Source organism: Staphylococcus sp. EG-SA-14, from assembly GCF_017151935.1.
Classification (GTDB): Bacteria; Bacillota; Bacilli; order Staphylococcales; family Staphylococcaceae; genus Staphylococcus; species Staphylococcus aureus.
In genome coordinates this window covers 23,540-48,902 of sequence record NZ_JACVZM010000003.1, presented here as the reverse complement: position 1 = coordinate 48,902, position 25,363 = coordinate 23,540, and the positions used below count along the sequence as shown (strand labels likewise).

General features: G+C 32.4%; 28 protein-coding genes and 2 other annotated features. Of the genes, 2 read left to right on the top strand and 26 right to left on the bottom strand.

Annotated features, from left to right (window positions below):
• From obgE to IDG63_RS03650, 8 genes are all read right to left on the bottom strand, one after another.
• Entirely contained in the window at positions 1-1,293 is a 1,293-nt protein-coding gene (gene obgE, locus IDG63_RS03685) for a GTPase ObgE (protein ID WP_000496100.1), read from the bottom strand.
• A gap of 880 nt (positions 1,294-2,173) precedes the next feature.
• Positions 2,174-2,458, bottom strand: coding sequence for a 50S ribosomal protein L27 (gene rpmA / locus IDG63_RS03680; RefSeq protein ID WP_000916187.1), 285 nt, complete (start codon positions 2,456-2,458; stop codon positions 2,174-2,176).
• 11 nt (positions 2,459-2,469) lie between these two features.
• Complete coding sequence (locus IDG63_RS03675; protein ID WP_000633692.1) at positions 2,470-2,790, bottom strand: ribosomal-processing cysteine protease Prp; 321 nt, start codon at positions 2,788-2,790, stop codon at positions 2,470-2,472.
• 5 nt (positions 2,791-2,795) lie between these two features.
• Complete coding sequence (rplU, locus tag IDG63_RS03670; protein ID WP_000457384.1) at positions 2,796-3,104, bottom strand: 50S ribosomal protein L21; 309 nt, start codon at positions 3,102-3,104, stop codon at positions 2,796-2,798.
• A gap of 12 nt (positions 3,105-3,116) precedes the next feature.
• Positions 3,117-3,313, bottom strand: a sequence feature (ribosomal protein L21 leader region).
• A gap of 26 nt (positions 3,314-3,339) precedes the next feature.
• The gene (gene mreD, locus IDG63_RS03665; RefSeq protein WP_001259923.1) at positions 3,340-3,870 is read right to left on the bottom strand and encodes a rod shape-determining protein MreD; all 531 of its coding nucleotides are present in this window, start codon (positions 3,868-3,870) and stop codon (positions 3,340-3,342) included.
• Positions 3,870-4,712 (bottom strand): rod shape-determining protein MreC, encoded by an 843-nt coding sequence (gene mreC / locus IDG63_RS03660; RefSeq protein ID WP_000911030.1) that lies wholly within the window; start codon positions 4,710-4,712, stop codon positions 3,870-3,872. The genes mreD and mreC overlap by 1 nt, the downstream gene beginning before the upstream one ends.
• A 199-nt stretch (positions 4,713-4,911) precedes the next feature.
• Entirely contained in the window at positions 4,912-5,031 is a 120-nt protein-coding gene (locus IDG63_RS03655; protein WP_000840602.1) for a hypothetical protein, read from the bottom strand.
• A gap of 73 nt (positions 5,032-5,104) precedes the next feature.
• The gene (locus IDG63_RS03650) at positions 5,105-5,578 is read right to left on the bottom strand and encodes a DUF4930 family protein (RefSeq protein ID WP_001236734.1); all 474 of its coding nucleotides are present in this window, start codon (positions 5,576-5,578) and stop codon (positions 5,105-5,107) included.
• Between the two features lie 159 nt (positions 5,579-5,737).
• On the opposite strand from IDG63_RS03650, the gene IDG63_RS03645 reads away from it, so the two are divergent.
• Positions 5,738-5,935 carry a hypothetical protein gene (locus tag IDG63_RS03645; RefSeq protein ID WP_000025835.1) on the top strand — a complete coding sequence of 66 codons (198 nt, stop codon included), beginning with the start codon at positions 5,738-5,740 and terminating at the stop codon, positions 5,933-5,935.
• A 116-nt stretch (positions 5,936-6,051) separates the two neighbouring features.
• On the opposite strand, the gene IDG63_RS03640 is transcribed toward IDG63_RS03645, so the two are convergent.
• The 5 genes from IDG63_RS03640 to IDG63_RS03620 all read right to left on the bottom strand — a co-directional run bounded on the left by IDG63_RS03640 (position 6,052) and on the right by IDG63_RS03620 (position 11,978).
• Positions 6,052-6,336, bottom strand: a complete 285-nt coding sequence (locus IDG63_RS03640) for a hypothetical protein (RefSeq protein ID WP_000171854.1) — start codon at positions 6,334-6,336, stop codon at positions 6,052-6,054.
• 67 nt (positions 6,337-6,403) lie between these two features.
• On the bottom strand, positions 6,404-7,090 hold the full coding sequence (radC, locus tag IDG63_RS03635) for a RadC family protein (RefSeq protein WP_000692870.1): 687 nt from the start codon (positions 7,088-7,090) through the stop codon (positions 6,404-6,406).
• Positions 7,087-7,794 (bottom strand): prepilin peptidase, encoded by a 708-nt coding sequence (locus IDG63_RS03630; protein WP_000261115.1) that lies wholly within the window; start codon positions 7,792-7,794, stop codon positions 7,087-7,089. Before IDG63_RS03630 ends, radC begins: the two co-directional genes overlap by 4 nt.
• A gap of 269 nt (positions 7,795-8,063) precedes the next feature.
• Positions 8,064-9,335, bottom strand: coding sequence for a bifunctional folylpolyglutamate synthase/dihydrofolate synthase (locus IDG63_RS03625; protein WP_001108346.1), 1,272 nt, complete (start codon positions 9,333-9,335; stop codon positions 8,064-8,066).
• 12 nt (positions 9,336-9,347) lie between these two features.
• Positions 9,348-11,978: a valine--tRNA ligase gene (locus IDG63_RS03620; RefSeq protein WP_086095877.1), complete on the bottom strand. Its 2,631-nt coding sequence runs from the start codon at positions 11,976-11,978 to the stop codon at positions 9,348-9,350.
• A 43-nt stretch (positions 11,979-12,021) separates the two neighbouring features.
• Positions 12,022-12,323, bottom strand: a binding site (T-box leader).
• Between the two features lie 57 nt (positions 12,324-12,380).
• Between IDG63_RS03620 and IDG63_RS03615 the strand changes: the two genes are divergently transcribed.
• On the top strand, positions 12,381-12,941 hold the full coding sequence (locus IDG63_RS03615) for a DNA-3-methyladenine glycosylase I (RefSeq protein ID WP_001001228.1): 561 nt from the start codon (positions 12,381-12,383) through the stop codon (positions 12,939-12,941).
• A gap of 222 nt (positions 12,942-13,163) precedes the next feature.
• Here IDG63_RS03615 and IDG63_RS03610 read toward each other — a convergent pair whose 3' ends face one another.
• The 13 genes from IDG63_RS03610 to IDG63_RS03550 all read right to left on the bottom strand — a co-directional run bounded on the left by IDG63_RS03610 (position 13,164) and on the right by IDG63_RS03550 (position 25,352).
• Positions 13,164-14,237, bottom strand: a complete 1,074-nt coding sequence (locus tag IDG63_RS03610; protein WP_000178002.1) for an AbrB family transcriptional regulator — start codon at positions 14,235-14,237, stop codon at positions 13,164-13,166.
• A 33-nt stretch (positions 14,238-14,270) separates the two neighbouring features.
• Entirely contained in the window at positions 14,271-14,372 is a 102-nt protein-coding gene (locus IDG63_RS03605; protein ID WP_001788970.1) for a hypothetical protein, read from the bottom strand.
• A gap of 60 nt (positions 14,373-14,432) precedes the next feature.
• Positions 14,433-15,719: a glutamate-1-semialdehyde 2,1-aminomutase gene (gene hemL / locus IDG63_RS03600; protein WP_001270865.1), complete on the bottom strand. Its 1,287-nt coding sequence runs from the start codon at positions 15,717-15,719 to the stop codon at positions 14,433-14,435.
• A 47-nt stretch (positions 15,720-15,766) separates the two neighbouring features.
• A complete protein-coding gene (gene hemB / locus IDG63_RS03595; RefSeq protein WP_000667126.1) occupies positions 15,767-16,741 on the bottom strand; it encodes a porphobilinogen synthase in 975 nt (324 codons plus the stop codon).
• A 2-nt stretch (positions 16,742-16,743) separates the two neighbouring features.
• Positions 16,744-17,412 (bottom strand): uroporphyrinogen-III synthase, encoded by a 669-nt coding sequence (locus IDG63_RS03590; protein ID WP_000805950.1) that lies wholly within the window; start codon positions 17,410-17,412, stop codon positions 16,744-16,746.
• A gap of 21 nt (positions 17,413-17,433) precedes the next feature.
• On the bottom strand, positions 17,434-18,360 hold the full coding sequence (gene hemC / locus IDG63_RS03585; protein ID WP_001230226.1) for a hydroxymethylbilane synthase: 927 nt from the start codon (positions 18,358-18,360) through the stop codon (positions 17,434-17,436).
• A 41-nt stretch (positions 18,361-18,401) separates the two neighbouring features.
• Entirely contained in the window at positions 18,402-19,217 is an 816-nt protein-coding gene (gene ccsA / locus IDG63_RS03580; protein WP_206176364.1) for a cytochrome c biogenesis protein, read from the bottom strand.
• A 21-nt stretch (positions 19,218-19,238) separates the two neighbouring features.
• Positions 19,239-20,585, bottom strand: a complete 1,347-nt coding sequence (gene hemA, locus IDG63_RS03575) for a glutamyl-tRNA reductase (RefSeq protein WP_000545451.1) — start codon at positions 20,583-20,585, stop codon at positions 19,239-19,241.
• A gap of 216 nt (positions 20,586-20,801) precedes the next feature.
• Complete coding sequence (yihA, locus tag IDG63_RS03570; RefSeq protein ID WP_000867697.1) at positions 20,802-21,392, bottom strand: ribosome biogenesis GTP-binding protein YihA/YsxC; 591 nt, start codon at positions 21,390-21,392, stop codon at positions 20,802-20,804.
• Between the two features lie 153 nt (positions 21,393-21,545).
• Positions 21,546-22,808 carry an ATP-dependent Clp protease ATP-binding subunit ClpX gene (gene clpX, locus IDG63_RS03565; protein WP_000472293.1) on the bottom strand — a complete coding sequence of 421 codons (1,263 nt, stop codon included), beginning with the start codon at positions 22,806-22,808 and terminating at the stop codon, positions 21,546-21,548.
• Between the two features lie 150 nt (positions 22,809-22,958).
• Positions 22,959-24,260 carry a trigger factor gene (gene tig, locus IDG63_RS03560; RefSeq protein WP_000127573.1) on the bottom strand — a complete coding sequence of 434 codons (1,302 nt, stop codon included), beginning with the start codon at positions 24,258-24,260 and terminating at the stop codon, positions 22,959-22,961.
• 47 nt (positions 24,261-24,307) lie between these two features.
• Entirely contained in the window at positions 24,308-24,418 is a 111-nt protein-coding gene (locus tag IDG63_RS03555) for a hypothetical protein (RefSeq protein WP_001790560.1), read from the bottom strand.
• Between the two features lie 4 nt (positions 24,419-24,422).
• Entirely contained in the window at positions 24,423-25,352 is a 930-nt protein-coding gene (locus tag IDG63_RS03550; RefSeq protein ID WP_001280022.1) for a hypothetical protein, read from the bottom strand.
• Between the last annotated feature and the right edge of the window lie 11 nt (positions 25,353-25,363).

The following is a 25,363-nucleotide window of genomic DNA, read 5'->3' as shown; positions in this document are numbered from 1 at the left end:
CTATTCAACGAATTCAAATTCTCCGCCAAGAATTCTAACGATATCACCATTTTTACAACCACGTTCTCTAAGTGCATCATCAATACCCATCGAACGCATTTGACGAGCAAATCGACGTACTGCTGGATCACTGTTAAAGTCAGTCATTTTAAACATTCTTTCAATAGCATTACCACTTACCACATAAGCACCATCATCATCTCTTGAAATTGTAAATTTATCTTGTGACGGTGTATGTTTATATAATACTCGGTTAATGCCAACTGACTCCTCTTCTTCAACTGTGAAGTCAACATCTTTATATTCTTCTAATTTATCTGCTATTGCATATAATAATTGATCAATATTATCACGCGTTATTGTTGAAACTGGAATAACTGGCACATCTTCGCCAATTTCTTCTTTAAACAAGTTTAAATTATCTTGTGATTCAGGTAAATCCATCTTGTTAGCTACTACGATTTGAGGTCTATCTTCTAAACGTTGCTCGTACGCGGCTAATTCTTGATTAATGACTTTATAATCTTCAATAGGTTCTCTACCTTCAGAACCGCTCATATCAATCATGTGAACAATAACTTTTGTTCTCTCTACATGTCTTAAAAATTGATGTCCTAATCCAACGCCATCAGACGCACCTTCAATTAAACCTGGTAAATCTGCCATAACAAAACTACGTTGATCAGGCGTTGAAACAACACCTAGATTTGGTTTAATCGTTGTAAAATGATATGCCCCAATTTTAGGCTTAGCTTTTGAAACGATAGATAATAAAGTCGATTTACCCACACTAGGGAAACCTACTAATCCTACATCAGCTAATAATTTCAATTCTAAAGATACATCTAATTCCTCACCTGGTTCACCTTTTTCACTGAAGTCAGGTGCAGGGTTTCTAGGTGTTGCAAAACGTGAATTACCTCGGCCACCTCGACCGCCCTTCGCTACTACAGCTCTTTGACCATCTTCAACAAGATCTGCTAACACTTCGTCTGTTTCAACATTTTTAATAATTGTACCAGGTGGAACTTTTAATACTAAATCTTCCGCATTTTTACCATGCATATTACTACTTTGGCCATTTTCACCTTTGCTTGCTTTAAAATGACGTTGATATCTAAAATCTAATAACGTTCTTAAACCTTCATCCACTTCAAATACGACTGAAGCACCTTTACCACCGTCACCGCCAGCTGGTCCACCAAATGGTACATATTTTTCTCTTCTGTATGCGGTAATACCATTACCACCATCACCGGCTTTAAGAGATATTTTGACTTGATCGACAAACATATATCTCACCTCTTTTACATATAATTTTCATTTTCCCAATAATTATAGCATATTAGAGCCCCTTATATATTGTAAATAATTAGGGGCTCTTATGCAGTTGCTTTTAAATTTACTTTACTCAAATTGCTGATATTTCCGAATACCAAATATGATACTTTTTTTGCTTTTTATACTGCAACTGTATTCTTTTGTCCCCTTATAGTTTAGCGATTAGGGGCTCTTATGCAGTTGCTTTTATAAATCTTTGCTTTAAAATACTTATATTTCCGAGTACCAAATATGATACTTTTTTGCTTTTTATACTGCAACTGTATTCTTTTGTCCCCTTATAGTTTAGCGATTAGGGGCTCTTATGCAGTTGCTTTTAAGTTTACTTTACTCAAATTGCTGATATTTCCAAGTACCAAACATGATACTTTTTTGCTTTTTATACTGCAACTGTAATCCTTTTAGCCCCTTATATATTGTAAATAATTAGGGGCTCTTATGCAGTTGCTTTTAAATTTACTTTACTCAAATTGCTGATATTTCCGAGTACCAAATATGATACTTTTTTTGCTTTTTATACTGCAACTTTATTCTTTTGTCCCCTTATAGTTTAGCGATTAGGGGCTCTTATGCAGTTGCTTTTATAAATCTTTGCTTTAAAATACTTATATTTCTCAGCACCAATTGTGGTACAGTTTATTCTTTAAACGCTGCAACTGTATTCCTTTGTCCCCCTTATAGTTTAGCGATTAGGGGCTCTTATACAGTTGCACATTTAGTATAACGTCTAAAATTCCCATTTTTTAATAACATAATGAAAATAATAATGAAAAACATTTTATAAAAAGTAAAAAACACCAGAAGATTCACTTCTGGTGTTAACTAGACAAAATTATTCAGCTACTGCATATACAGAAACTTGTTTTTTGTCGCGACCTTTACGTTCGAATTTAACAACGCCGTCGATTTTAGCGAATAATGTATCATCGCCACCACGACCTACATTTTCACCAGGGTAAATTTTAGTACCACGTTGGCGATATAAAATTGAACCACCTGTTACGAATTGACCGTCAGCACGTTTAGCACCTAAGCGTTTTGATTCAGAGTCACGTCCGTTTTTTGTAGAACTTACCCCTTTTTTAGATGCGAAGAATTGTAAGTTTAATTTTAACATCGGAATGCACCTCACTTATAATTTAATCTAATATTCTCATTATATTCTTCTTCAATAGTTTGTAAAGACACAAGCATTGTTTGAAGAATTAGTTGCGCTTCATCGTTGTTTGTATCAACGCTTCTTATATGAAAATGACCACCATTGTCGTCATAATTGATATCTGGTCTCTCAGATGTCAATCCTATAATCGCATTAACACTACCAAACAATACAGCTGAAGCTCCAGCACAAACGATATCATGACCATATTCACCATGGTCAGCATGGCCATCCATAATAACGTCTGTTACTTTGCCTTCATCATTAACTGTAATATCAACAGTAATCATAATAATTACGCGTTGATTTTATCGATTGTTAATTTAGTGTATGGTTGACGATGGCCTTTTTTACGTTTTGAATTTTTACGACGTTTGTATGTGAATACAGTGATTTTTTTACCGCGACCTTGTTTATTAACAGTAGCAGTAACTGTTGCACCTTCAACTGTTGGCGCTCCAACTTTAACTGAATCTCCACCTACAAATAATACTTTATCAAATGTAAAAGTATCTCCTTCGTTTACGTCTAATTTTTCAACGAAGATTTCTTGATCTTCTTCTACTTTGATTTGTTTTCCACCTGTTTCAATAATAGCAAACATACTTTGCACCTCCTGTATAATAAGTCACGCCATACATAGGTGACATTTCGTTATTGAGTCAAGCGTTTGCACTCTACGTTGTTTCGGTCGCAACTCGAGTCATTTATAAACATAAACTCTTCTCGTTTCTTCCTTCAACGCCTTGATTGACAATCGCTTTCTTCATTAAAAATGTTCTTGAACCTATATTTGAGCGGTTGTATGTAGCTACTTATAACTACTCAACTATTGCATCTTACCATTGACGATGTTTCATGTCAATGTCATTGTTTGTTTTTTTAAGGAACTTTATAATCAACGGATAAAGCATAATCAACAGTACAAAATTCATAATTAATGTTGGCAATAATCTAAAGACTACAAAATGAATAATATCAAATTGAATGAATCCTAACATACCGTATATTAATGCCACATAGACTTCTAATAATATGGTGCTGGCTAATATAATAATGAATAACATCGAATGATCTTTGTAAAAAATTTTAAAGAATCGATCTATAAGTGCTAAAAACAATATATAGCCAAATAAGTACACTCCATAAATACTACCAAAGTATACATCAGTCATTACGCCTAAAAATATGCTGAGCAATAATGATACGCCAAAGCCACGATACACTACCATCATTAAAATATACATAAATGTAAGGTGTGGTACAAATACAAGTTCAAACTTACCTATGTGCATTGGAATAAGAAGCCCAATTGCAGTATCTATATAAAATAGTAAAATACCTATCAAAAAATAATACAGTGTACGCATTATTTATCCCTGCTTTCATCATCAGGAATTGTTTTAGGATCTCTTTTTGCAACATAAACATGACTCAAATCTGTTAAGTCTGCACCAGTCTTAACCCTAACTTCTTTAGCTAAGCCGTATTGATCATTTTGAACCTTAGTCACTTCTCCTATATATAAATTACTTGGTAGTTGATCAGCTAATCCACTTGTAACGACTTTATCACCTTTTGAGATATTATCTCTATTATTAATGTCACTAATTACAAGTTCTGAGTTCTTTTCATCATAACGATCAATTAAACCAAATATATTTTTAGAACCGTGTTGTATATTTACAGATAATTTACCCGCACGTGTATTAGTTGAGATTAAATCAACTTGTGAAGAAAATTTATTAACTTTAGTAACTCTTCCAACAAAACCTTGTGATGTCATCACAGCCATATTTGAAGTTATACCTGATTTAGATCCCTTATCAATTACAATTGTATTCATCCACTGATCCGGATTTCTTGCCAAAACCGTAGTAGAAATAGGATCAAATTTTGAAATATCTTTTAAATCAAGCTCTTTTTTTAATTTTTCATTTTCCGCTTCTAATTGTTGGTTCTTAGATTCTAACTGGCTAATCTTATTTTTAGATTCTTTAGAATCTCCTTTTTTAAAAAAGTCCCCAATCGTACCAGCAACAAAATTAACTGGATAACTCACAACTCGTTGTCCAAAAGACACAGAATCACCTATATATTGTTCAGGAGGTGATTGAAATTGTGAACGTATGGACAGCCCAATTAATGCAATAAAAACGATAATTGCACATAAAACAACAATTAATTTGTTATTTTTAAAAAACTTAAGCACCCAGAACACCTCTATTATGTCAAAATATTGTATATCCTTTTCTATTTTATATTACTCCCATTATGAAATAAAGCACTAACTACGAATTACTTTGAAAATGAACAACTCCGTAAAAAATTTGTGGCATTTTAAAAACAAAAAAACTACTAGCAAACATTCCAGTCACTAGTAGTTTAAATAATCGATTTAAATTTTAAAATTATTTGTTTGTATCGTTCGAGGATTCACTGTTCGAATTCTGAAGTTGTCTCCAACGTGCGAATAAGTTCTGGGCCTTTTGTTGTTCATTAGCTTGTTTCTGTTTTGATTGTTCTGCCATTTGAACTACACCAACCTTTTAAATTTATTCTAGTGACAGGATAACTAAAATATATTTCTTATGCAATAATTTCCTATTGATAAGCATTTTCAGGTTTTAGTTGTAAATTTTGCCCTAATTCATTTAAGTCTTGTTGCATTTCAAATTCAGTATTGTAAACACGCATTGACTCATCTCCAAATTTATAAAGAATAAATTCATCTCCTCTTTGACCTATAATATATTGATCATTATAAGCCATGCGATTCATTCCAGACACAGCCATAAACTCTTGTTTATCTATCATTTTAAATACATTTTTAATTTGGCTTAATGGTACATTCTTTATTAAATCATTTTCTTTTAATGAATATTTCTCACCACTTACATAAACATGTTGGGCATCATTAGTGGGTTGCGTAACTTGATTCATTTGATCATTATCGTGATTTACAGGATTCCAATCTTGTTCTTTTAAAAAAGGTGCGTATTTCAAGGCGATATAAACAATTATCACAATTGCTATTACTGCTATAATGTTTTTAATCATACTAAATATCAATCTCATAGTTCGCCTCCAATGTCTTCATCTAATTATATATTTTATTATGTATATTTTCCTCAGTCTTCAGCCTTAATCATGATATATCTTAGGACTGATGCACGTTCATTTAAAATAGCTTATAATTTTGTTATGATTTAAAAGCGTATGAGGAGGTTTGTAGCATTGAGTATACTAACAATTATTTTAATAGCACTATTAGTCATCCTCCTTTTTAGAGTTGGACTTTCTATTTTGCGATTTTTAATTTATGTCGGACTTGTTTTATTATGTATTTACTTAGGATATCAAGGTTTAATTTGGTTGCTCGATTTTTTTCAAATAAATAGTGGGTTTTTACCGCACTTTCAATTTAACAATTAAATTTATTCTGCATAACAAAACTCCTAATGTACTAGTTTAGAATTTTTTAACTAGTTCCACATTAGGAGTTTTAATTTGGTTTCAAGCACGGATACTACTTGATGAACAGATTACTATTACTTACGCCCAAATGCGTTAGATAAAAATCGTATCAGCGCGTAGCTACCACTTAGTAAAAGACCCCAAACGATTCCAGTAAAAATTGAGCCGATTGCTACACTTAATAAAGAAAAAGCTTGTTTCGTAACGATCACACCTGCAAACGCGGTTACTAAAATACCTAACGTAGATAAAGCTAATGTTATTAATAGATTGCGCTTTGTTACAGGTTCATTTTTAATATTTAACTGCATGGTATAAACCATTGGCACGAGAACCCCGATAATAATAAATAGAGTCACTATTTTTCCTCCAATGAAAGTACTTCGTAGGTATTATACACAAGATACGTCATTAATTCTATCAACTTCAATCATTTTCATCAAAGTAACCCGCTTCTACAAGACTGGTAAATCTATTATCACCGATTATAATATGATCCAATAAATCTATCCCTAAAATCAAACCACACTCCTTCAACCTCATTGTTGTTATGATATCTTCTTGTGAGGGCGTTACATCACCGGATGGATGATTATGAACTGCGATGATTGCATTGGCATTTTCTCTCACCGCAATACTAAAAATTTCACGTGGATGTACAATCGAACTATTTAATGTACCTTTAAAAACACAGGTTTCTTTAATCACTACATTTTTTGAATTTAACAATAAAATGACAAAATGTTCTTGTGTTAAATCTTTCATTGTTGGAATCATATAATCAGCAACATCACTTGGTTGCGTTATTTTTATACGATTATTTTCAGCTCTTCTCCCCATCCTTTCCCCTAACTCAAATGCTGCTTTTAAAGTAATTGCTTTTTGTAATCCAATCCCTTTAACTTTTATCAAATCGTTAATTGAAGATTTTTTCAATTCATTCAGATTCGAAGCAGATTTAAGCAGTTCATTACTAATGTCTATGCTCGAGAATCCTTTTCTTCCGGTGTTAATTAATATAGCTAATAATTCTGTATTCGAAAGACTTTTTGCACCATGGCTTAACAAACGTTCTCTTGGCATTTCTGAAGTTACCATTTCTTTAATTTTCAAAAATATACGCCTCCTAAAAATTGATGGATATCATTATAAAAAAGTGAATTGATAAAAAAGGAAATAAATATAAATGGAACAAGGGGTAATAGTTTAATCGGCTTAAATATCATGGTAATTAAAGCAACTAAACCAGCAATGACAAATGTAAATAAAATGACATATATAGTGAATTGGAGAGGGAAAAACAAAGAAAGTGCAGATATTAGTAAAACGTCACCATAACCAATATATGCCCGAAATAAAAAGTAGAATATATGCGTGGTCATACTAATAATGATAAAAGCTACTGGATAAATCATACTTAACGAGAGAGAAACGATACAATAAATTATAATTAAGCGACAATCTAACATTAAAGAAGTGATATCGGTCATAGTAAAAATAAGCAGAAAAACATATGTAGTTATAAATAGCGTAGCATTTACGTATGTGAAATCATACTTAATAAAGACGATAGGTATTAAAGCAAAGGTTTCCCCTAAGAAATGTGTTAGGGAAATACGCTTTCGACAGTTTCGACATCGCCCTTTTAATAATAAAAAACTAATAATCGGCATTAATTCATACCATTTGAGTGACGAATTACAATAATCACATTTCGATCTTCTATGTAAATAATCAAATGACGTTTCTTCTATAGATATAAATTGATATAGAAAACTAAAAATACAACTGCAACTATAAGATAACAATACTACCAAATGACAACCTCCTTATGTAAATTATAGTTAGTTATTACCAAAATGTAAATATACACTATTTTTCAAGAATTGAACCGCTTTTTCATTTAAATTTTTCAATATTGCTAAGCATAATTGATGGATACTTTAACAACCCATTACTGCTCGGCAAAATTAATAATGGCAAGAAATTGAACCTTATAAACACATACGATTTAGAGCATAAAAAATAACCATGAAGCTCTACCTATTGATTAAATAGATTCTTCATGGCTATTTTAGTTTTAGTTTTATAATGCTTCAAAGTCTAATTTTGATTTAACTTCACTTATGAAATACAGACTACCGGTAATTACTAATGTATCACCTTGATAATTTTTTATAAATTCAACGTAGTCATCTACTAATTGTATTTCATCATTTTCAATACTACCTACAATTTCTTCTTTGCGTAACGCTTTCGGAAAATCAAATTCAGTTGCATAAAACGTATGCGCAATTAAACTTAAATGTTTGACCATCTCGTTAATCGGTTTTCCGTTTATTGCTGAGAACAAAATATCTACTTTTTCTTTATCATGGTACTGTTTAATTGTATCAATTAGAGCATCTATACTCTCTGAATTATGTGCGCCATCCAAAATGATTAAAGGTTTGTCATGCACCTGCTCAATACGTCCAGTCCAACGAACTGATTCAATACCGTCTATCATCTTATTGAAATCTAATTCAATTAATCCTTGTTCATTTAATTCAATAAGAGCTGTTATGGCTAATGCAGCATTTTGTTTCTGATGTTCACCTAACATGCTTAAAATGATTGTTTCTAATTCATAATCTTTATAACGGTAAGTAAATTCATCATTTTGCGATACAACAACAATTTCTCTATCTAATTCAATTGGCTTTGCATGTTGTTCAATTGCGCGTTCACGAACATATTTTAATGCATCTTCATTTTTAACAGCATATATCACTGGAACGTTAGGCTTTATAATCGCGCCTTTATCCCTAGCAATATCTAGATAAGTACCACCTAAAATATCTGTATGGTCTAGACCGATACTAGTTAAGATTGATAAAACCGGTGTAAAGACATTTGTCGAATCGTTCTTTATACCCAATCCAGCCTCAACAATGACAAAATCAACAGGATGTATTTCACCAAAATATAAAAACATCATCGCTGTGATTATTTCGAATTCAGTTGCAACACCTAAATCTGTTTCACGTTCCATCATTTCACTTACTGGTTTAATACGTGATACTAATTCTACAATAGCGTCATTTGATATTGGCACACCATTTAGACTAATTCGTTCATTAAATGTTTCAATAAACGGCGACGTAAATGTACCTACTTCATAACCATTTTCAACTAAAGCTGTTCTAAGGTAAGCAACTGTAGAGCCTTTACCATTTGTGCCACCTACATGAATACCCTTAATGTTATTTTGAGGATTATTAAATTGTGCTAGCATCCATTCCATACGTTTAACACCTGGTTTGATGCCAAATTTAGTTCTTTCGTGTATCCAATACAAGCTCTCTAGGTAATTCATTGTTACTAACTCCTATGCTTTTAATTGTTCAATTCTTGCCTTCACACCATCATATTTTTCTTGATAATCTTGTTTTTTACGTTTTTCTTCATTTATAACCTTTTCAGGTGCTTTACTTACAAAGTTTTCATTAGAGAGCTTTTTATCTACTCTATCTAATTCGCTTTGAAGTTTAGCTAATTCTTTTTCCAAACGGCTGATTTCCTTATCCATATCAATTAGCCCTTCTAATGGTAATACCACTTTACCTGCAATTACAACTGATGTCATTGCTTTCTCAGGAATTTCCACGTCAGTTCTAATATTTAAGGTACTAGGATTACAGAATTTGATTAAATAATCTTTGTTTTGTGATAAAGTTGTTTCAATTTCTTTATCTTTAGCTTGAATTAAAATAGGTATTTCTTTAGACAATGGCGTATTTACTTCTACACGTGATTGTCTTACAGATTTAATGATTTCAACAAGTTGTTGCATTGTTTGTTTACTTTCTTCAAAAATCAATGATTCACGCACTTCTGGCCATGAAGCTTTAACAATTGTGTCACCTTCATGTGGTAAACTTTGCCATATTTTCTCTGTTACAAATGGCATGAATGGATGTAGCATTCTCATAATATTGTCTAAAGTATAACTCAATACTGAACGTGTAACTTGTTTTTGTTCTTCATCATTACTATTCATTGGAATTTTACTCATTTCAATGTACCAATCACAGAAATCATCCCAAATGAAATTATATAATGCACGTCCAACTTCGCCGAATTCATATTTGTCACTTAGATCAGTAACTGTTGCAATCGTTTCATTTAAACGTGTTAGAATCCATTTATCTGCTAATGATAAGTTACCACTTAAATCGATATCTTCAACTTTAAAGTCTTCACCGATATTCATTAAACTGAAACGTGCCCCATTCCAGATTTTATTGATAAAGTTCCACACTGACTCAACTTTTTCAGTTGAGTATCTTAAATCATGTCCTGGAGATGAACCTGTTGCTAAGAAGTAACGCAAGCTATCAGCACCGTATTCGTCAATAACATCCATTGGATCCACACCATTACCTAATGATTTACTCATCTTACGCCCGTCTTCAGCACGAACTAAACCGTGTAATAATACATCATTAAATGGACGACGATCTGTAAATTCTAAGCCTTGGAATATCATGCGTGCTACCCAGAAAAAGATAATATCGTAACCTGTAACTAAGGCATTTGTTGGGTAGTATCGTTTAAAGTCTTCACTTTCTAAATCAGGCCAACCTAACGTAGAGAAAGGCCATAAAGCACTTGAGAACCACGTATCTAATACATCTTCATCTTGTTGCCAATTTTCAATATCAGTTGGCGCTTCTTCTCCAACATATATTTCGCCTGTTTCTTTATGATACCAAGCCGGAATTTGATGACCCCACCATAATTGTCTTGAAATCGTCCAATCTCTAATATTTTCCATCCATTGGTTAAATGTATGTTCGAAACGTTGCGGATAAAAATCAATACGATCATCTGTTTTTTGGTTATCTAATGAACGTTTCGCTAAGTCTTCCATGCGCACAAACCATTGTGTTGATAAATATGGTTCAACAACAGCGCCAGATCGTTCTGAATGACCTACAGAATGAACATGATCTTCAATCTTGATAACTAAATCTTGTTCTTTTAAATCTTTAACTAGCTGTTTACGACAATCAAAACGGTCCATACCTTCGTATTTACCCGCTTTGTCGTTCATATTACCATTTTCATCCATAACGATAATATTTTCTAATTGATGTCTTTGACCAATTTCAAAATCATTAGGGTCATGTGCTGGTGTCACTTTCATAGCACCAGAACCGAAGTCTATATCAACATACTCATCTGCTAAAATAGGCAGTTCGCGTCCTACGATTGGTAATATAACAGTTTTACCGATTACATCTTTGTATCGTTCGTCATTAGGGTTAACAACAATCGCTGTATCACCTAACATCGTTTCTGGTCTTGTTGTTGCAATTTCAATAAAACCTTCACCATCAGCGTAAGGATATTTAAAATGATAAAACGCACCTTGAACATCTTCATGTATTACTTCAATATCAGATAAAGCTGTACGTGCTTTAGGATCCCAATTTATAATACGTTCGCCACGATAAATAATTCCTTTATTGTATAAATCAACAAAAACTTTTTTAACTGCTTTACTTAAACCTTCATCTAAAGTAAAACGTTCTCTACTATAATCTAAACCTAGACCTAATTTAGCCCATTGCGCACGAATAAATGACGCATACTCTTCTTTCCAATCCCATGCCTGTTCTAAAAACTTTTCACGACCAATATCATATCTAGTTATTCCTTGTTCATTTAATTTAGCTTCTACCTTTGCCTGTGTCGCAATACCAGCATGATCCATACCTGGTAAGTATAACGTATCGTATCCTTGCATACGTTTCATACGTGTAATGATATCTTGTAAAGTTGTATCCCATGCATGTCCTAAATGTAATTTGCCAGTCACATTTGGTGGCGGGATAACAATAGTATATGTTTCTTTTGATTTATCTTCTGACGATTTAAAATAACCATTCTTTACCCATTCTTCATAACGTCCCGCTTCAACTTCACGAGGATCATATTTTGGTTTCATTTCCATTTGCTATACCTCCTAAAAAAATAAAAATATCCATCCTATATACAAATAGGACGGATATTCCGTGGTACCACCTATATTCAAGAAGGATGATTAATATCAAATTCACTCTTTTAACATAATTGGAATAATCATACCAATACTATCATCGTGAAATTTGAAATGCTTCATCTCTTCAAGCACTCTAGATTATGATTAACGCTCAAACACGTCTTAGCCTACTATTAATCACGTTCAGCTAAGATACTCTGTGGGCTACCTTCAGTAAAAATCATTTACATACTCACACCAAATCATATGCTCTCTTTAAAATAATTTGAACTTACTCTTCCCAAATCCTATATTAAACTCTTAACTTATAGTATAATGATTGACAAAATAAGTCAATGTATAGGTGGGAATAAAATGAATGAATGCGCATTTGGAACTAAAGATCCAGTCTACTTAGACTATCATGATCATGTATGGGGACAACCGCTCTATGATAGCAAGGCATTGTTTAAACTTTTAGCATTAGAATCACAACATGCTGGGCTATCTTGGTTAACTATTTTAAAAAAGAAAGAAGCCTATGAAGAAGCATTTTATGATTTCGAACCAGAAAAGGTAGCACAAATGACCGCTCAAGATATCGACCGCTTAATGACTTTTCCAAATATCGTTCATCATCGTAAAAAATTAGAAGCAATTGTTAATCAAGCTCAAGGGTATTTAAAAATTGAACAAGCATATGGTAGTTTTAGTAAATTTTTATGGTCATATGTAAATGGTAAGCCTAAAGATTTGCAGTATGAACATGCTTCTGATCGTATCACAGTTGATGATACTGCAACACAACTATCTAAAGATTTAAAACAATACGGGTTTAAATTTTTAGGTCCAGTAACAGTATTTTCGTTTTTAGAAGCAGCCGGTTTATATGATGCACATTTACAAGATTGTCCATCAAAGCCTAAACATAATTAATTTGCTATAGCATCATAAAGTAAACGAGACATCATCTATTTTTAACTAATAGACTGTCTCGTTTTTTAATGTGAAAATTTATTCAAATCATAAGTTAAAGTTCCAAGTTAATGCTCTGCTAATATTAGATATCTTAATCTAAAAATAGATGTACAACCTTTGCTTAAACCTTAATAATGAATTCTATCCTAAGCATAATTCAACTTAGATGGATGATAGTTTCTAATCTTCACGCTTATTCGAACGATATTTTAAAAAGTAATTAATTCCTGGTGCAATAATAAATAGGATGAAAAAGATTCGGAAAATATGATAACTCGTAATCATAGCAACATCGGCACCAGTAGCTAATGCAACTAAAACTATCTGATTAACCCCTCCTGGTGCTGCACCAAGAAACAATTCATTAATAGGATTATTATCAAAGAAATGTATGATATAAACCATGATTAGCGCACCAATTATCAACATAATATTTTGAATTGTAATTGCGATTGCTAGTCTACCTTTTAAATCTGACAATAAATGCGCAATTTGAACTCCAATTCTAATCATATATATTAGTTGTGCCATGTTCAACAACCAATGATCTAGTGTAAATGTTAAACCTGTAGAAAAATTCCAAACAATTAATACAATGAGTGGTGCTAATAATTGAAATGTTGGAAACTTTATTTTAGACATAATTAGATAAACTATAAAGATAGCTATCGCTAAAATAACTATTTGCCCTATGTTTAATACTTGTGATAAAGGCAAGACTTTTGTTAACTTTCCATTCGCATGCATGTTACCATCATGAAAAAAATATGAAATGAACGGTACTAAAACAACAACAAATATAATTCGTGATGTTTGCGTTAAGCTAACAACTAACAAATTAGCACGTTTGTCTTGTTCAGCCATGACCAGCATTTGTGTTAGTGCTCCTGGTATAACACTTAAAATAGCTGTTTCCGTATTAATACGTGCAATTTTTTTAAAAATAAATGCCATTACTATTGCAATTAATAATATCGAAATAGATACAACAATAATCGAAAGCCAATTGTCTTTAATATCCATAACGACATTTTTCGTAAACGTTGATCCGATTTGCACACCTAATAGTACAATACCTAATTCACTCAGTAAGAATGGCCATTTAATATCAAGTTTGAAAACTTTCACACAAATGATTGATGCGATAATAGGACCAAACATAAATGGGAGTAATACGTGTGATGAATACAGTAGAATACTAATAAAAAATGATAAAACGAACACAATGAAATTATTTCTATATATCATTGTCATGTTTTCCACTTCTTTCAATAAAAAATAAAATGACTAAATTGCTGCTTGAGCTTCACGTTTGTTAAGATAACAATATCCGCTAGCAGTTTTGACTACAAAGCATATATGGACTTTCACTATCAAGTCGCCGCCCATGCCTGATATACATTTAAAAAGAGCCTGAACAAAGTTCAGGCTCTCAATTTGTCCGTATATTTATTTTACAATACGACTTAAAGCCGTATCAAATGCTTGAATCGTTTTTTCAATATCTTCTTTCGTGTGTGCCGTAGATAAGAATGTACCTTCAAATTGAGATGGTGGTAAAAACACACCTTCTTTTGCCATTTCACGATACATTTCTGCAAATAATTTCAAATCACTTTTATTCGCTTGTTCAAAATTGGTTACAGGTCCTTCATTTAAGAAATAACCAATCATTGAACCTGCTCTATTTACAGTTATTGGTACATTGTGTTTAGCAAATACACGCTTTAAACCGTCTTCAAGTATATCGCCTAACATATTAAAATACTCATATGTCTCTGGCGTTAATTGGCTTAACGTTTCATAACCACTTGTCATTGCAAGAGGATTTCCTGATAACGTACCCGCTTGATAAATATTTCCTAATGGTGCTATATGATCCATGATTTCTTTTTTACCACCAAAAGCACCTACAGGTAGTCCTCCACCGATAACTTTTCCTAAGCAAGTTAAATCTGGTGTCACACCAAAGTAACCTTGTGCACAATGATAACCGACTCTGAAACCAGTCATTACTTCATCGAAAATTAGCAATGCGCCGTATTCAGTCGTAATATCTCTTAATCCCTGTAAAAAACCTTCAATCGGCGGTACGACACCCATATTACCAGCAACAGGTTCTACGATTACACCAGCAATATCGTCTCCAAATTTTTCGAAAGCGATTTTAAGTGCATCTAAATCATTGTATGGAACTGTAATTGTATTTTTAGCAATACCTTCAGGCACACCAGGAGAATCCGGCAATCCTAATGTTGCCACCCCAGAACCAGCTTTGATTAATAACGAATCACTATGACCATGATAGCAACCTTCAAATTTCACAATTTTATTTCTGCCAGTATAACCACGTGCTAATCTTAAAGTATCCAATGTAGCTTCTGTACCAGATGACACCATACGCACTTTTTCTATTGAAGGTACTCGGTCAATAACGAGCTGCGCCAATTTATTTTCAAGTAATGTTGATGCACCAAAACTTGTACCTTTATCAATTGCTTCATGTAAATGACTAATAACTTGAGGGTCTCTATGTCCTAAAATAAGTGGTCCCCAACTTAGTACATAGTCGATATACTCGTTACCATCGATATCATAAATTTTTGAACCTTTACCGTGATCCATAAAAATTGCTGGTGTATCTACTGATTTAAATGCGCGTACTGGACTATTTACACCACCAGGCATTAAAGTTTCAGCAACCTTCATTGCTTCTTCTGATTTCGTATATCTCATAAAGTAAATTCCTCCTATAGTTTATGGAAAATCATACATATAAAACCTTATTTATCTAAATAGCGACAAATGTCCTTTGCAAAATACGTAATAATCATATCAGCACCTGCACGTTTCATTGAAACCATTTGTTCCATAACGACACGTTCTTCATCTATCCAACCATTTTGTGCCGCTGCTTTAGTCATACTATATTCTCCACTCACATTATATGCAACAACTGGAACATTCGTATGATTTTTAACATCTCGAACTATGTCTAAATAACTTAGAGCAGGTTTAACAATCATCATGTCGCACCCTTCTTTAAGATCACTTTCTAATTCACGAAGTGCTTCCAAACGGTTAGCAGGGTCCATCTGATACGTTTTTCTATCCCCAAATGATGGTGCTGAATCTGCTGCATCTCTAAAAGGTCCAAAGAAACTTGATGCATATTTGACACCATAACTCATTATAGGAATATTGTAATAGCCGGCTTCATCTAATCCACGACGAATTTCAGCAACAAAACCATCCATCATATTACTTGGCGCAATAATATCAGCACCAGCTTCCACTTGAGAAATTGCTGTTTTGACAAGCAGTGGCAATGATTTATCATTGTCAACGTCATGTGTATGGTCATCAATCACGCCACAATGACCATGATCAGTATATTCACATAAACAAGTGTCTGCAACAATTAATAAGTCATCATACATTTTTTTAGCAATACGTGTTGCCTGTTGAATAACACCATCGTGAATGTATGCACCAGTACCTATATCATCTTTTGAGTTTGGAACACCGAAAAACATAATGGCACGTATGCCTAAGTCATAAGCTTCTTTTAATTCACTTTCAAGTAAATTCAAACTGATTTGGTATACACCTGGCAATGACTTAATTTCTTTTTTCACATCGTCTTTTTCAACTACAAAAATTGGATATATTAAATCTTCTTTTCTTACATGATTCTCTCTAACCATATCTCTCATTGTCGCTGATGATCTCAATCTTCTATGTCTATCAAATTTCATTTTTAGCCCCTACTTTCTAAAATCTTTTCAATTAGTGATTCGAGTGTTTGAATTTCTGCAATTGTTACTGGTTGTTGATATGATTTAATGGTCCGTGCTGTTTGTTCTCCAATAGCAAAATACGACTTGAATTTTGGTACAAATCCTTCATTAAAATAATAACGTACTGCCGACGAACTTGAAAATGTTAATGCATCGATTTGTTGATGTTCTATCATTTCTTTAACATCTTGTATATTTTGTTTGTTAGGCACTGAAGTATATAAATCTATTTTAACAACTTCATTATCTTTAGATAACGCTGCTAATAACAATGGTCTCGCCAATTCACTCGAAGGCAAAAGTATTTTTTGGTTAGTTTGATTAAATGATTTTAAAAATCCTTCTTGAGAAAAGTCGTTTGGCATAAAATCAACTCGAATGCCAAGTGATTCACAATATTGCGCTGTCTTACTTCCTATCACAGCAATGTTATCAACATTAATTCCTTTTAGATATTTATAAAAGAATTTCACAGCATTTTTAGATGAAAAAATAAGCCAGTCATAGCGTTGATTTAACAAATGAATATCAAAATTTAGTGGCTTTATATCAATAAAGGGTTTGTGAATAATTGATACTAAATCACTTTGCATGTCATTTGTTTGTGTCATAACTACAACTGGCTTCATATTTAAACGTCACTCCATTATTTAATGTTGTTCATTTAAGCGTTTTATAATTTCATAAGCACCTTGCTCTTTTAATTTGTTACTCACTGTTTTGCCTAACTCAACCGGATCTGTTCCGTTCATTGTATATTCAAATCGTTCTTTACCATCTGGGGTCATAATTAAACCTGTAAATTCGATTTCTTTTTGATCTGAGATTGTAGCATATCCTGCGATTGGCACCTGACAACTACCATCCATTTCTGCTAAAAACGTTCGTTCAGCAGTCACACATTTTGCAACCTCATCATTATGTACTTTGCTTAATAATGTTAATAGTTCTTCATCGTCACTACGACATTCTATCCCTAAAGCACCTTGTCCGATTGCAGGTAACAATGTATCTCTATCAAGATAAGATGTTACAATATCATCTGACCAGCCCATTCTTCTTAAACCAGCTGCAGCTAAAATAATCGCATCATAATCTTCAGTTTGTAACTTTTCTAATCGTGTATCTATATTACCTCTAATCCATTTAATCTCTAAATTAGGATACTTAGATAATATTTGTGCACCACGACGTAATGAACTAGTACCAATAATACTGCCTTCTGGCAATTGGGATAGTGGTGTATGTGTTTTAGAAATATACGCATCAAAAGGTAATTCTCTATCAGGGATACAACCTAATGTTAAACCTTCCGGAATTACACTTGGTACGTCTTTAAGCGAGTGTATTGCCATATCGATATTTTTTTCAAAAAGTTCATGTTGTATTTCTTTAACAAATAAGCCTTTGCCTCCGACTTTAGACAATTGTTTATCTACTATACGATCGCCTTTCGTGACAATTTCTTTAATTTCAATTTCTAGATTTGGCTCGACAGCTTTTAATTTATCAATAAATTGCTGGCTTTGTGTTAAAGCTAATTTACTTCTTCTGGAGCCAACGACTAATTTACGCATGTTCAATTCCTCCTAGGAACGGATTGCTCTAGATTATTTTCTCAATTCACAAAATGTGTTGCAAAAAATAAATTAATCATATTTAAGCAAAATAAAATAATGTTATAGTATATTAAATATCTTGAATTCAACCATTTGTTGATTCTAAGTAAAATATAACTTCCATATAATACTGAAATAATTGAAGAGAGTATTACCTTCGGGTCAATGAATATACGTTCACCAACTGAAATTACACCCCACTGTGTACCTAAAATAATACTAAATATGAGAATTATCCACCCACTTAACGTTGAGTAAAACACAATTGATTCAAGTGTAGCAACGCTACCAATTCTAAAGTATTTTTGATCAAAACGTTTTTCCTTCAAATTACGGTATTGCATGATATACAGTAATGCATTGACAAAAGCTAAGGCAAAGAAGACATAACTTAACACAGCTAGACCGATATGGACTAACAGTAACTCGTCTACAACAGCAATTTTCTGAACCTTATTAGTATAATGTGTCGGTTGAAATGTATTCATCCCTAAAAGTGTTAACCCTATTAAATTCAAGAAAAACACAGAGAAATTCAATACTTTGATAAGGTTAAGAATTAAAGAGATTGAAATAATCAGCCAACTTAAAGTATAGAATACATCTGAAATAGACCCTAATGGAATATGTCTAGTTTGTATAATAAAAATAGATAAAGAGATTGTTTGTAAAACCCAAACAATCCCCAATAAATATATGCCTAAACTTCTAATCTTATGACTTTTTTGTACAAAATCATAAAAATAGCAAATGATACTGATTAAGTATATTAATAATATAATTTCATTGAATCGAATAAACAGGTTTTCTTGCATATTATCACCATATTAATATGCTTATTCAAAACTAAAGATACGTCGCGCTGAAATTTCCTTGACCTTGCTTTCTTTTTGTTGCTTCGCTTGCTCATGAGGACATTCAGCTTCGATATCAAATATATTTTGAAATAGCTCTAATTTTTCATTACTTTTCTTATCACTACTTAATTCTTTGGCCTGTTTAATAGGATCTTTCAACATTTGATTGATGATACTTTTTGTATGTTTAGATATAATTTTACGTTCTCTTTCGCTTAACCCTGGCAATTTACGATCAATACTGTCCATCGTTTCTGCTTGAATTGCCATAGCTTTTTCACGTAAAGCTCTAATCACTGGAACAACACCCAACATACTAATCCACTCATTGTGTGCATGTATTTCTGCAGGAATTTGTTCCGAAATTGTTGCAGCCGCTAATTGTCGCTCACGTAAGTTTGCATCAACTAAACCTTTTAAGTCATCAACATCATAATTAAAGATGTTTGTGATGGCACTAATACCAGGTTCAATATCTCGAGGAACTGCAATATCAATCAATACTAGTGAATCTTGCTTTCTATTTTCTGCAATTCTTTCTATCATTTCATTTGTAATGATATAAGATTGTGCACTCGTTGAACTAATCACAATATCTGCACTTTCAAGTAAATTTGGTAATGATGATAGTTCATCATATTTCACTTGATGCTTTGCTGCTAATTTCATAGCATTTTCAATTGTTCTATTTACTACTGTAATATCAGTAATTCCAGAACCAAGAAGATTTAATAGTGATAATTCACTCATTTCCCCTGCACCAATAATGATAGCTTGCTTACTTTTCAATTTGCCAAATACTTTTTTCGCCAACTCGACCGCAGCATAAGACACACTTACAGCATTATCAGCTATATCTGTTTCATTATGTGCTCTTTTTGCAAAAGTAATTGCCTGTTTAAATAGATGATTAAAAATTGTTCCTGTCGTACCTGTGCTTTGCGCTAAGAAAAATGCATCTCTTATTTGACCTAAAATTTGAGTTTCTCCAAGTACGATTGAATCTAAACCAGAAGTGACACGCAATAAATGTTCTACTGCTTCGTCCCCCACTTTTACTTCTGACATTGCTTTAATATCATCTACTTCAAATCCAAATGCACGAGCTAGAAATCGTTGAATATAGTAACGACCTGTGTGAATTTGATCAACAACAGCATATACTTCAGTTCGATTACATGTTGATAATATGACATTTTCTAAAATAGATTTAGTTTCATATAAATCTTCATGGGCAATTCGTAAGGCATCATCTCTAAAAGCAACTTGCTCTCTTAGTGCAACATCAGCTGTGCGATGATTTATACTAATTGCAATAAAATGCATTTGAAACGCCCCCATATATACTAACAATACAAATATTATAACATAATTTAAAATCCAATTAAGTACGATGCTTAAATAAATTATAATCTTTCTAATTTACTTTTGAGTTTTTGACAAAATGATGAACGTTGAAAAATGTTATCAATTGTGTACTAATTAAAAGTTTCGTGCTTACATTATTTTTAAAATTTTTGTATAAGTTTTGTCGTACAAAAACTATGAAATATACGGTTCAATTAAATTCCATATTTGTTGTTGTTTATTATTTTGAATTGATGAATAACTTACAATTGTATCGTCTGGGTCCATATCTAATTGTGTCTTAATATTTTTAATATGCTTTTGAACTTTACCTTTTGGAATTTTGTCTTCTTTAGTGCATATAACTAAAGTAGGAATATCAAAATGTTTCAAATAATTGTACATTAAGATATCATCTTGTGTTGGATCATGTCTTAAATCAACTAATTGAATAACTAATTGCAAATTCTCTCTCTTAGTTATATATTCCTCAATCATTTTCCCAAATTTTTCACGTTGTGTTTTACTTACTTTAGCATATCCATACCCTGGAACATCCACAAAAATAAGTTGTTCATCTATATTATAAAAATTTAACGTTTGCGTTTTGCCGGGTTGCTGTGATGTACGTGCCATATTTTTTCTGCCAATCATACTATTGATAAATGTAGACTTACCTACATTAGATCGACCGCTCAGTGCAACTTCAGACAATTCTGTTTCTGGATATTGTTCTTCTTTTACTGCACTAATGATTAATTCTATATTATTAGGATTAACTTTCATTTTATATCCTCACTTTTTTATATTCTCTTTCAACTCTACCATTATATAATATTTGAACCTTTCGGTATACATTATAAAAAAGCTCCGATCAAAGTTAAACTATTTGAGCGTCAACTTTGATTGGAGCTTTTCACTTTTATAACACATCAATGATTAAGCTGATGTTTTACTATTATTAATTAAATTGCCTTCTGCGTCGTATAGTTCTGGTTCAGTTTCTTCATTAATTGTTTGTGCTGTAATAACTACCTTCGTTACATTTTCGTTAGAAGGCACATCAAACATAATATCGATTAACGATTCTTCTATGATTGAACGTAAACCACGCGCACCTGTTTTTCTTTCAATTGCTTTTTCACTAATTGCTGATAAAGCTTCTTCAGTGAACTCTAAATCCACATCATCTAATTCCAGCATTTTAGTATATTGTTTCACAAGTGCATTTTTAGGTTGCGTTAAGATGTTTTTCAACGCAGTTACATCTAATGTTTCTAAATTAGCTACAATTGGCACACGTCCGATAAATTCAGGAATCAAACCATAGGCTTGCAAATCTTCTGGGCGAATTTGTGCTAATAATGCTTGTTCGTCATATTTATCAGCTTCATTGCTTGAGAAACCAATAACTTTTTCACCAAGACGGCGCTTAATCACTTCTTCAATACCATCAAAGGCACCACCAAGAATAAATAAGATATTTGTTGTATCAATTTGAATCATTTCTTGGTTTGGATGTTTGCGTCCACCTTGTGGCGGAACACTTGCAGTCGTACCTTCTAAGATTTTAAGCAATGCTTGTTGAACACCTTCACCTGAAACGTCACGTGTTATAGATGTGTTTTCAGATTTACGTGCAATTTTATCAATTTCATCTACATAAATAATACCTTTTTCGGCTTTATCAATGTCAAAGTCAGCTGCTTGAATTAATCTCAACAAGATATTTTCAACATCATCTCCTACATAACCAGCTTCAGTTAAACTTGTCGCATCTGCAATTGCAAATGGTACATTCAACGTCTTGGCTAAGGTTTGAGCTAATAATGTTTTACCACTACCTGTTGGCCCAATTAATGCAATGTTACTTTTTTGTAATTCAACATCATCTTCTTTTGGTCCTAATTGTTGAATACGCTTATAGTGGTTATAAACAGCTACAGCTAAAGATTTTTTAGCTTTTTCTTGACCAATAACATATTCGTTTAAATGATCCATAATTTCTTTAGGAGTAGGTAATTCTGTAATCGCTTCAGAAGTGTTTTGAGCTAATTCTTCTTCGACGATTTCTGAGCATAATTCAATACACTCATTACAAATATATACACCACTTCCTGCTACAAGTTTTTTTACTTGATCTTGGTCTTTTCCGCAGAAAGAGCATTTCAAATTTTCTTCATCTTCATTGAATTTAAACATTCTTTTTACACCCCTATTCGTTAAAGACTATACTAGATTGGATATTACAATGCAACATATTAACATACAAACTTTTTGCTTAAAGAATAGTAGCAGATACATAAGCTATGCATCTGCTACTCATTTTTGTAATTTAATATTTAATGAAGATTAATCTTCTTTAGTTCCTTCAACGAACTTTGCGTTATCTCTTAATAAATCGATAACTTTTTGGATACGAACATCATTTTTAATGATATCAGTATTACCTAAAGTATTTTTGATATCTTCAACTGAGATATTAAATTGTTTACTCATTTTTTCTAATTCTTTATCGATATCTTCATCAGTAGCTTCGATTTTTTCAGCTTCAGCGATCGCAGTTAAAGTTAAGTTAGTTTTAACACGTTGTTCTGCATCATCTTTCATTTGCTCTCTTAATTGAGTTTCATCTTGACCTGAGATTTGGAAGTACGTTTGTAAATCTAAACCTTGTTGTTGAATTCTTTGTGCAAATTCAGACACCATACGATCTAATTCAGTATTAACCATTGCTTCAGGAATATCGATTGTTGTATTATCAGTAGCTTTTGTAATCGCTTCTTCTTTTTCAACATTTTCAGCATCTGTAGCTTTTTGTTCAGCTAAACGTTTACGTAAGTTTTCTTTGTACTCGTCTACTGTATTTGCTTCTGCATCTAATTCATTAGCAATTTCATCTGTTAATTCTGGGACTTCTTTAAATTTAATTTCGTTAACTTTTGTTTTGAAAGTTGCTTCTTTACCAGCTAATTCTTCAGCATGGTATTCTTCTGGGAATGTTACGACAACATCTTTTTCTTCGTCAACTTTCATACCTTCTAATTGCTCTTCGAAACCAGGTATGAATGAACCTGAACCGATTTCTAAATCGTAACCTTCAGCTTGTCCACCTTCGAATTCTTCTCCGTCAACTGAACCACTAAAGTCAATGTTAACTGTGTCGCCATTTTCAACAACACCATCTTCTTTAACTACCATTTCAGCTAAATGTCCTAAGCTGTGGTCAATCGCTTCTTGTAACTCATCATCAGATAATTCAGTTTCTTGTTTTTCAATTTCAAGACCTTTATAGTCTCCTAATTTAACTTCTGGCTCAACTGTAACTGTTGCTTCAAAAATGAAATCTTTACCTTTTTCAATTTGAGTAACACTTACTTCTGGTTGTGCAACTGGTTTAATATCAGTTTCGTCAATTGCTTCACCATAAGCATCTGGTAATAAAATGTCGATAGCATCTTGATATAATGCTTCTACACCAAAGCGTTGTTCAAAAATTGGACGTGGCACTTTACCTTTACGGAATCCAGGTACGTTAATTTGTTTAACCACTTTTTTGAATGCTTGATCTAACGCTTTGTTTACTTTTTCTGCAGGAACAGTAACAGTTAATAAACCTTCGTTACCTTCCTTTTTTTCCCAAGTTGCTGTCATGTATATATACCTCCATGATTAACTAATTTATTTTTTCAACTTCCCTATTATATCATAGGTCTATTCCCTATACAAACATTGAAATCACAACGTTTATATATTTGTAAATCAACTTTTTTCGTCAAAACTATATTAAAATGCTGAGTATTATTTTGCAACAATTTAACTATTATTATTCAAATCTAATTGCTGAATAAAATTAAATGCATCGATACTTTGTAATTCACATTTAAGTCCTAACATATTTTTGAAATAACATTCGTATGCATTAATCCATTTATTCGTTTCAAACAAAGTTTCAATATCAATTGGATAAATCATGATAGAGTGATTATTCATAATATGGTGTGCTTCTTCAGCGATATGTAATGCACCATCATTTAATGTTTCCATAACGTTAGGTATAACTTTTTCTTTCAGTGTTGTATGTTCTAGCCCATTTAAATTAGCTGGTACAAAAGTTACATCCATACCATACTTTTCAATTGTCAGTTCTTGTGTACAATTTGCAAACCTTAAATACTCAATCATTAAACTAATGAGGTTATAACTGTACGTATTAGATTTTAATATATATAATACCGTTTCTTGAAATTGAAAATGACCATTGTCTATTAACTTCAAAATCAAGTGCGTCTGTTCCCTCATTGATAACGTATCAAAATCAGTTAATGACTGAGTCAATCGTTTTTCATCTTCAATTAATTTTGACTTAGCAAATTCTTTAAGAGGATGTAATGCCATTCTTGTTTTGTGATCTTTGACTTCATCAATAATTTGATGAATTACTTCTACCGCTTCAAAATATTGTCCCAAACCAATCAAACTTTTCACGTAATAAATCATCAATGCATCATATTGTTGTATGCCAGTTTTCAATAAGACAATTGTTTCTTCTCTTAATTCAAGAAATGACCCCGTCTCATATAACATACGGCATTTCATCATTGCTATTTCTTCAGTGAGTTCAAATTGACGTTCATATTGCACAATATATTCATACATCAGGTCATAGTTTTGGTCTTGTTCAGCACGTTTTATATCTTTATATAACTTTTTCGAAGAGTTAGGAAACTGAATAATATCTGACATATATGTCACCT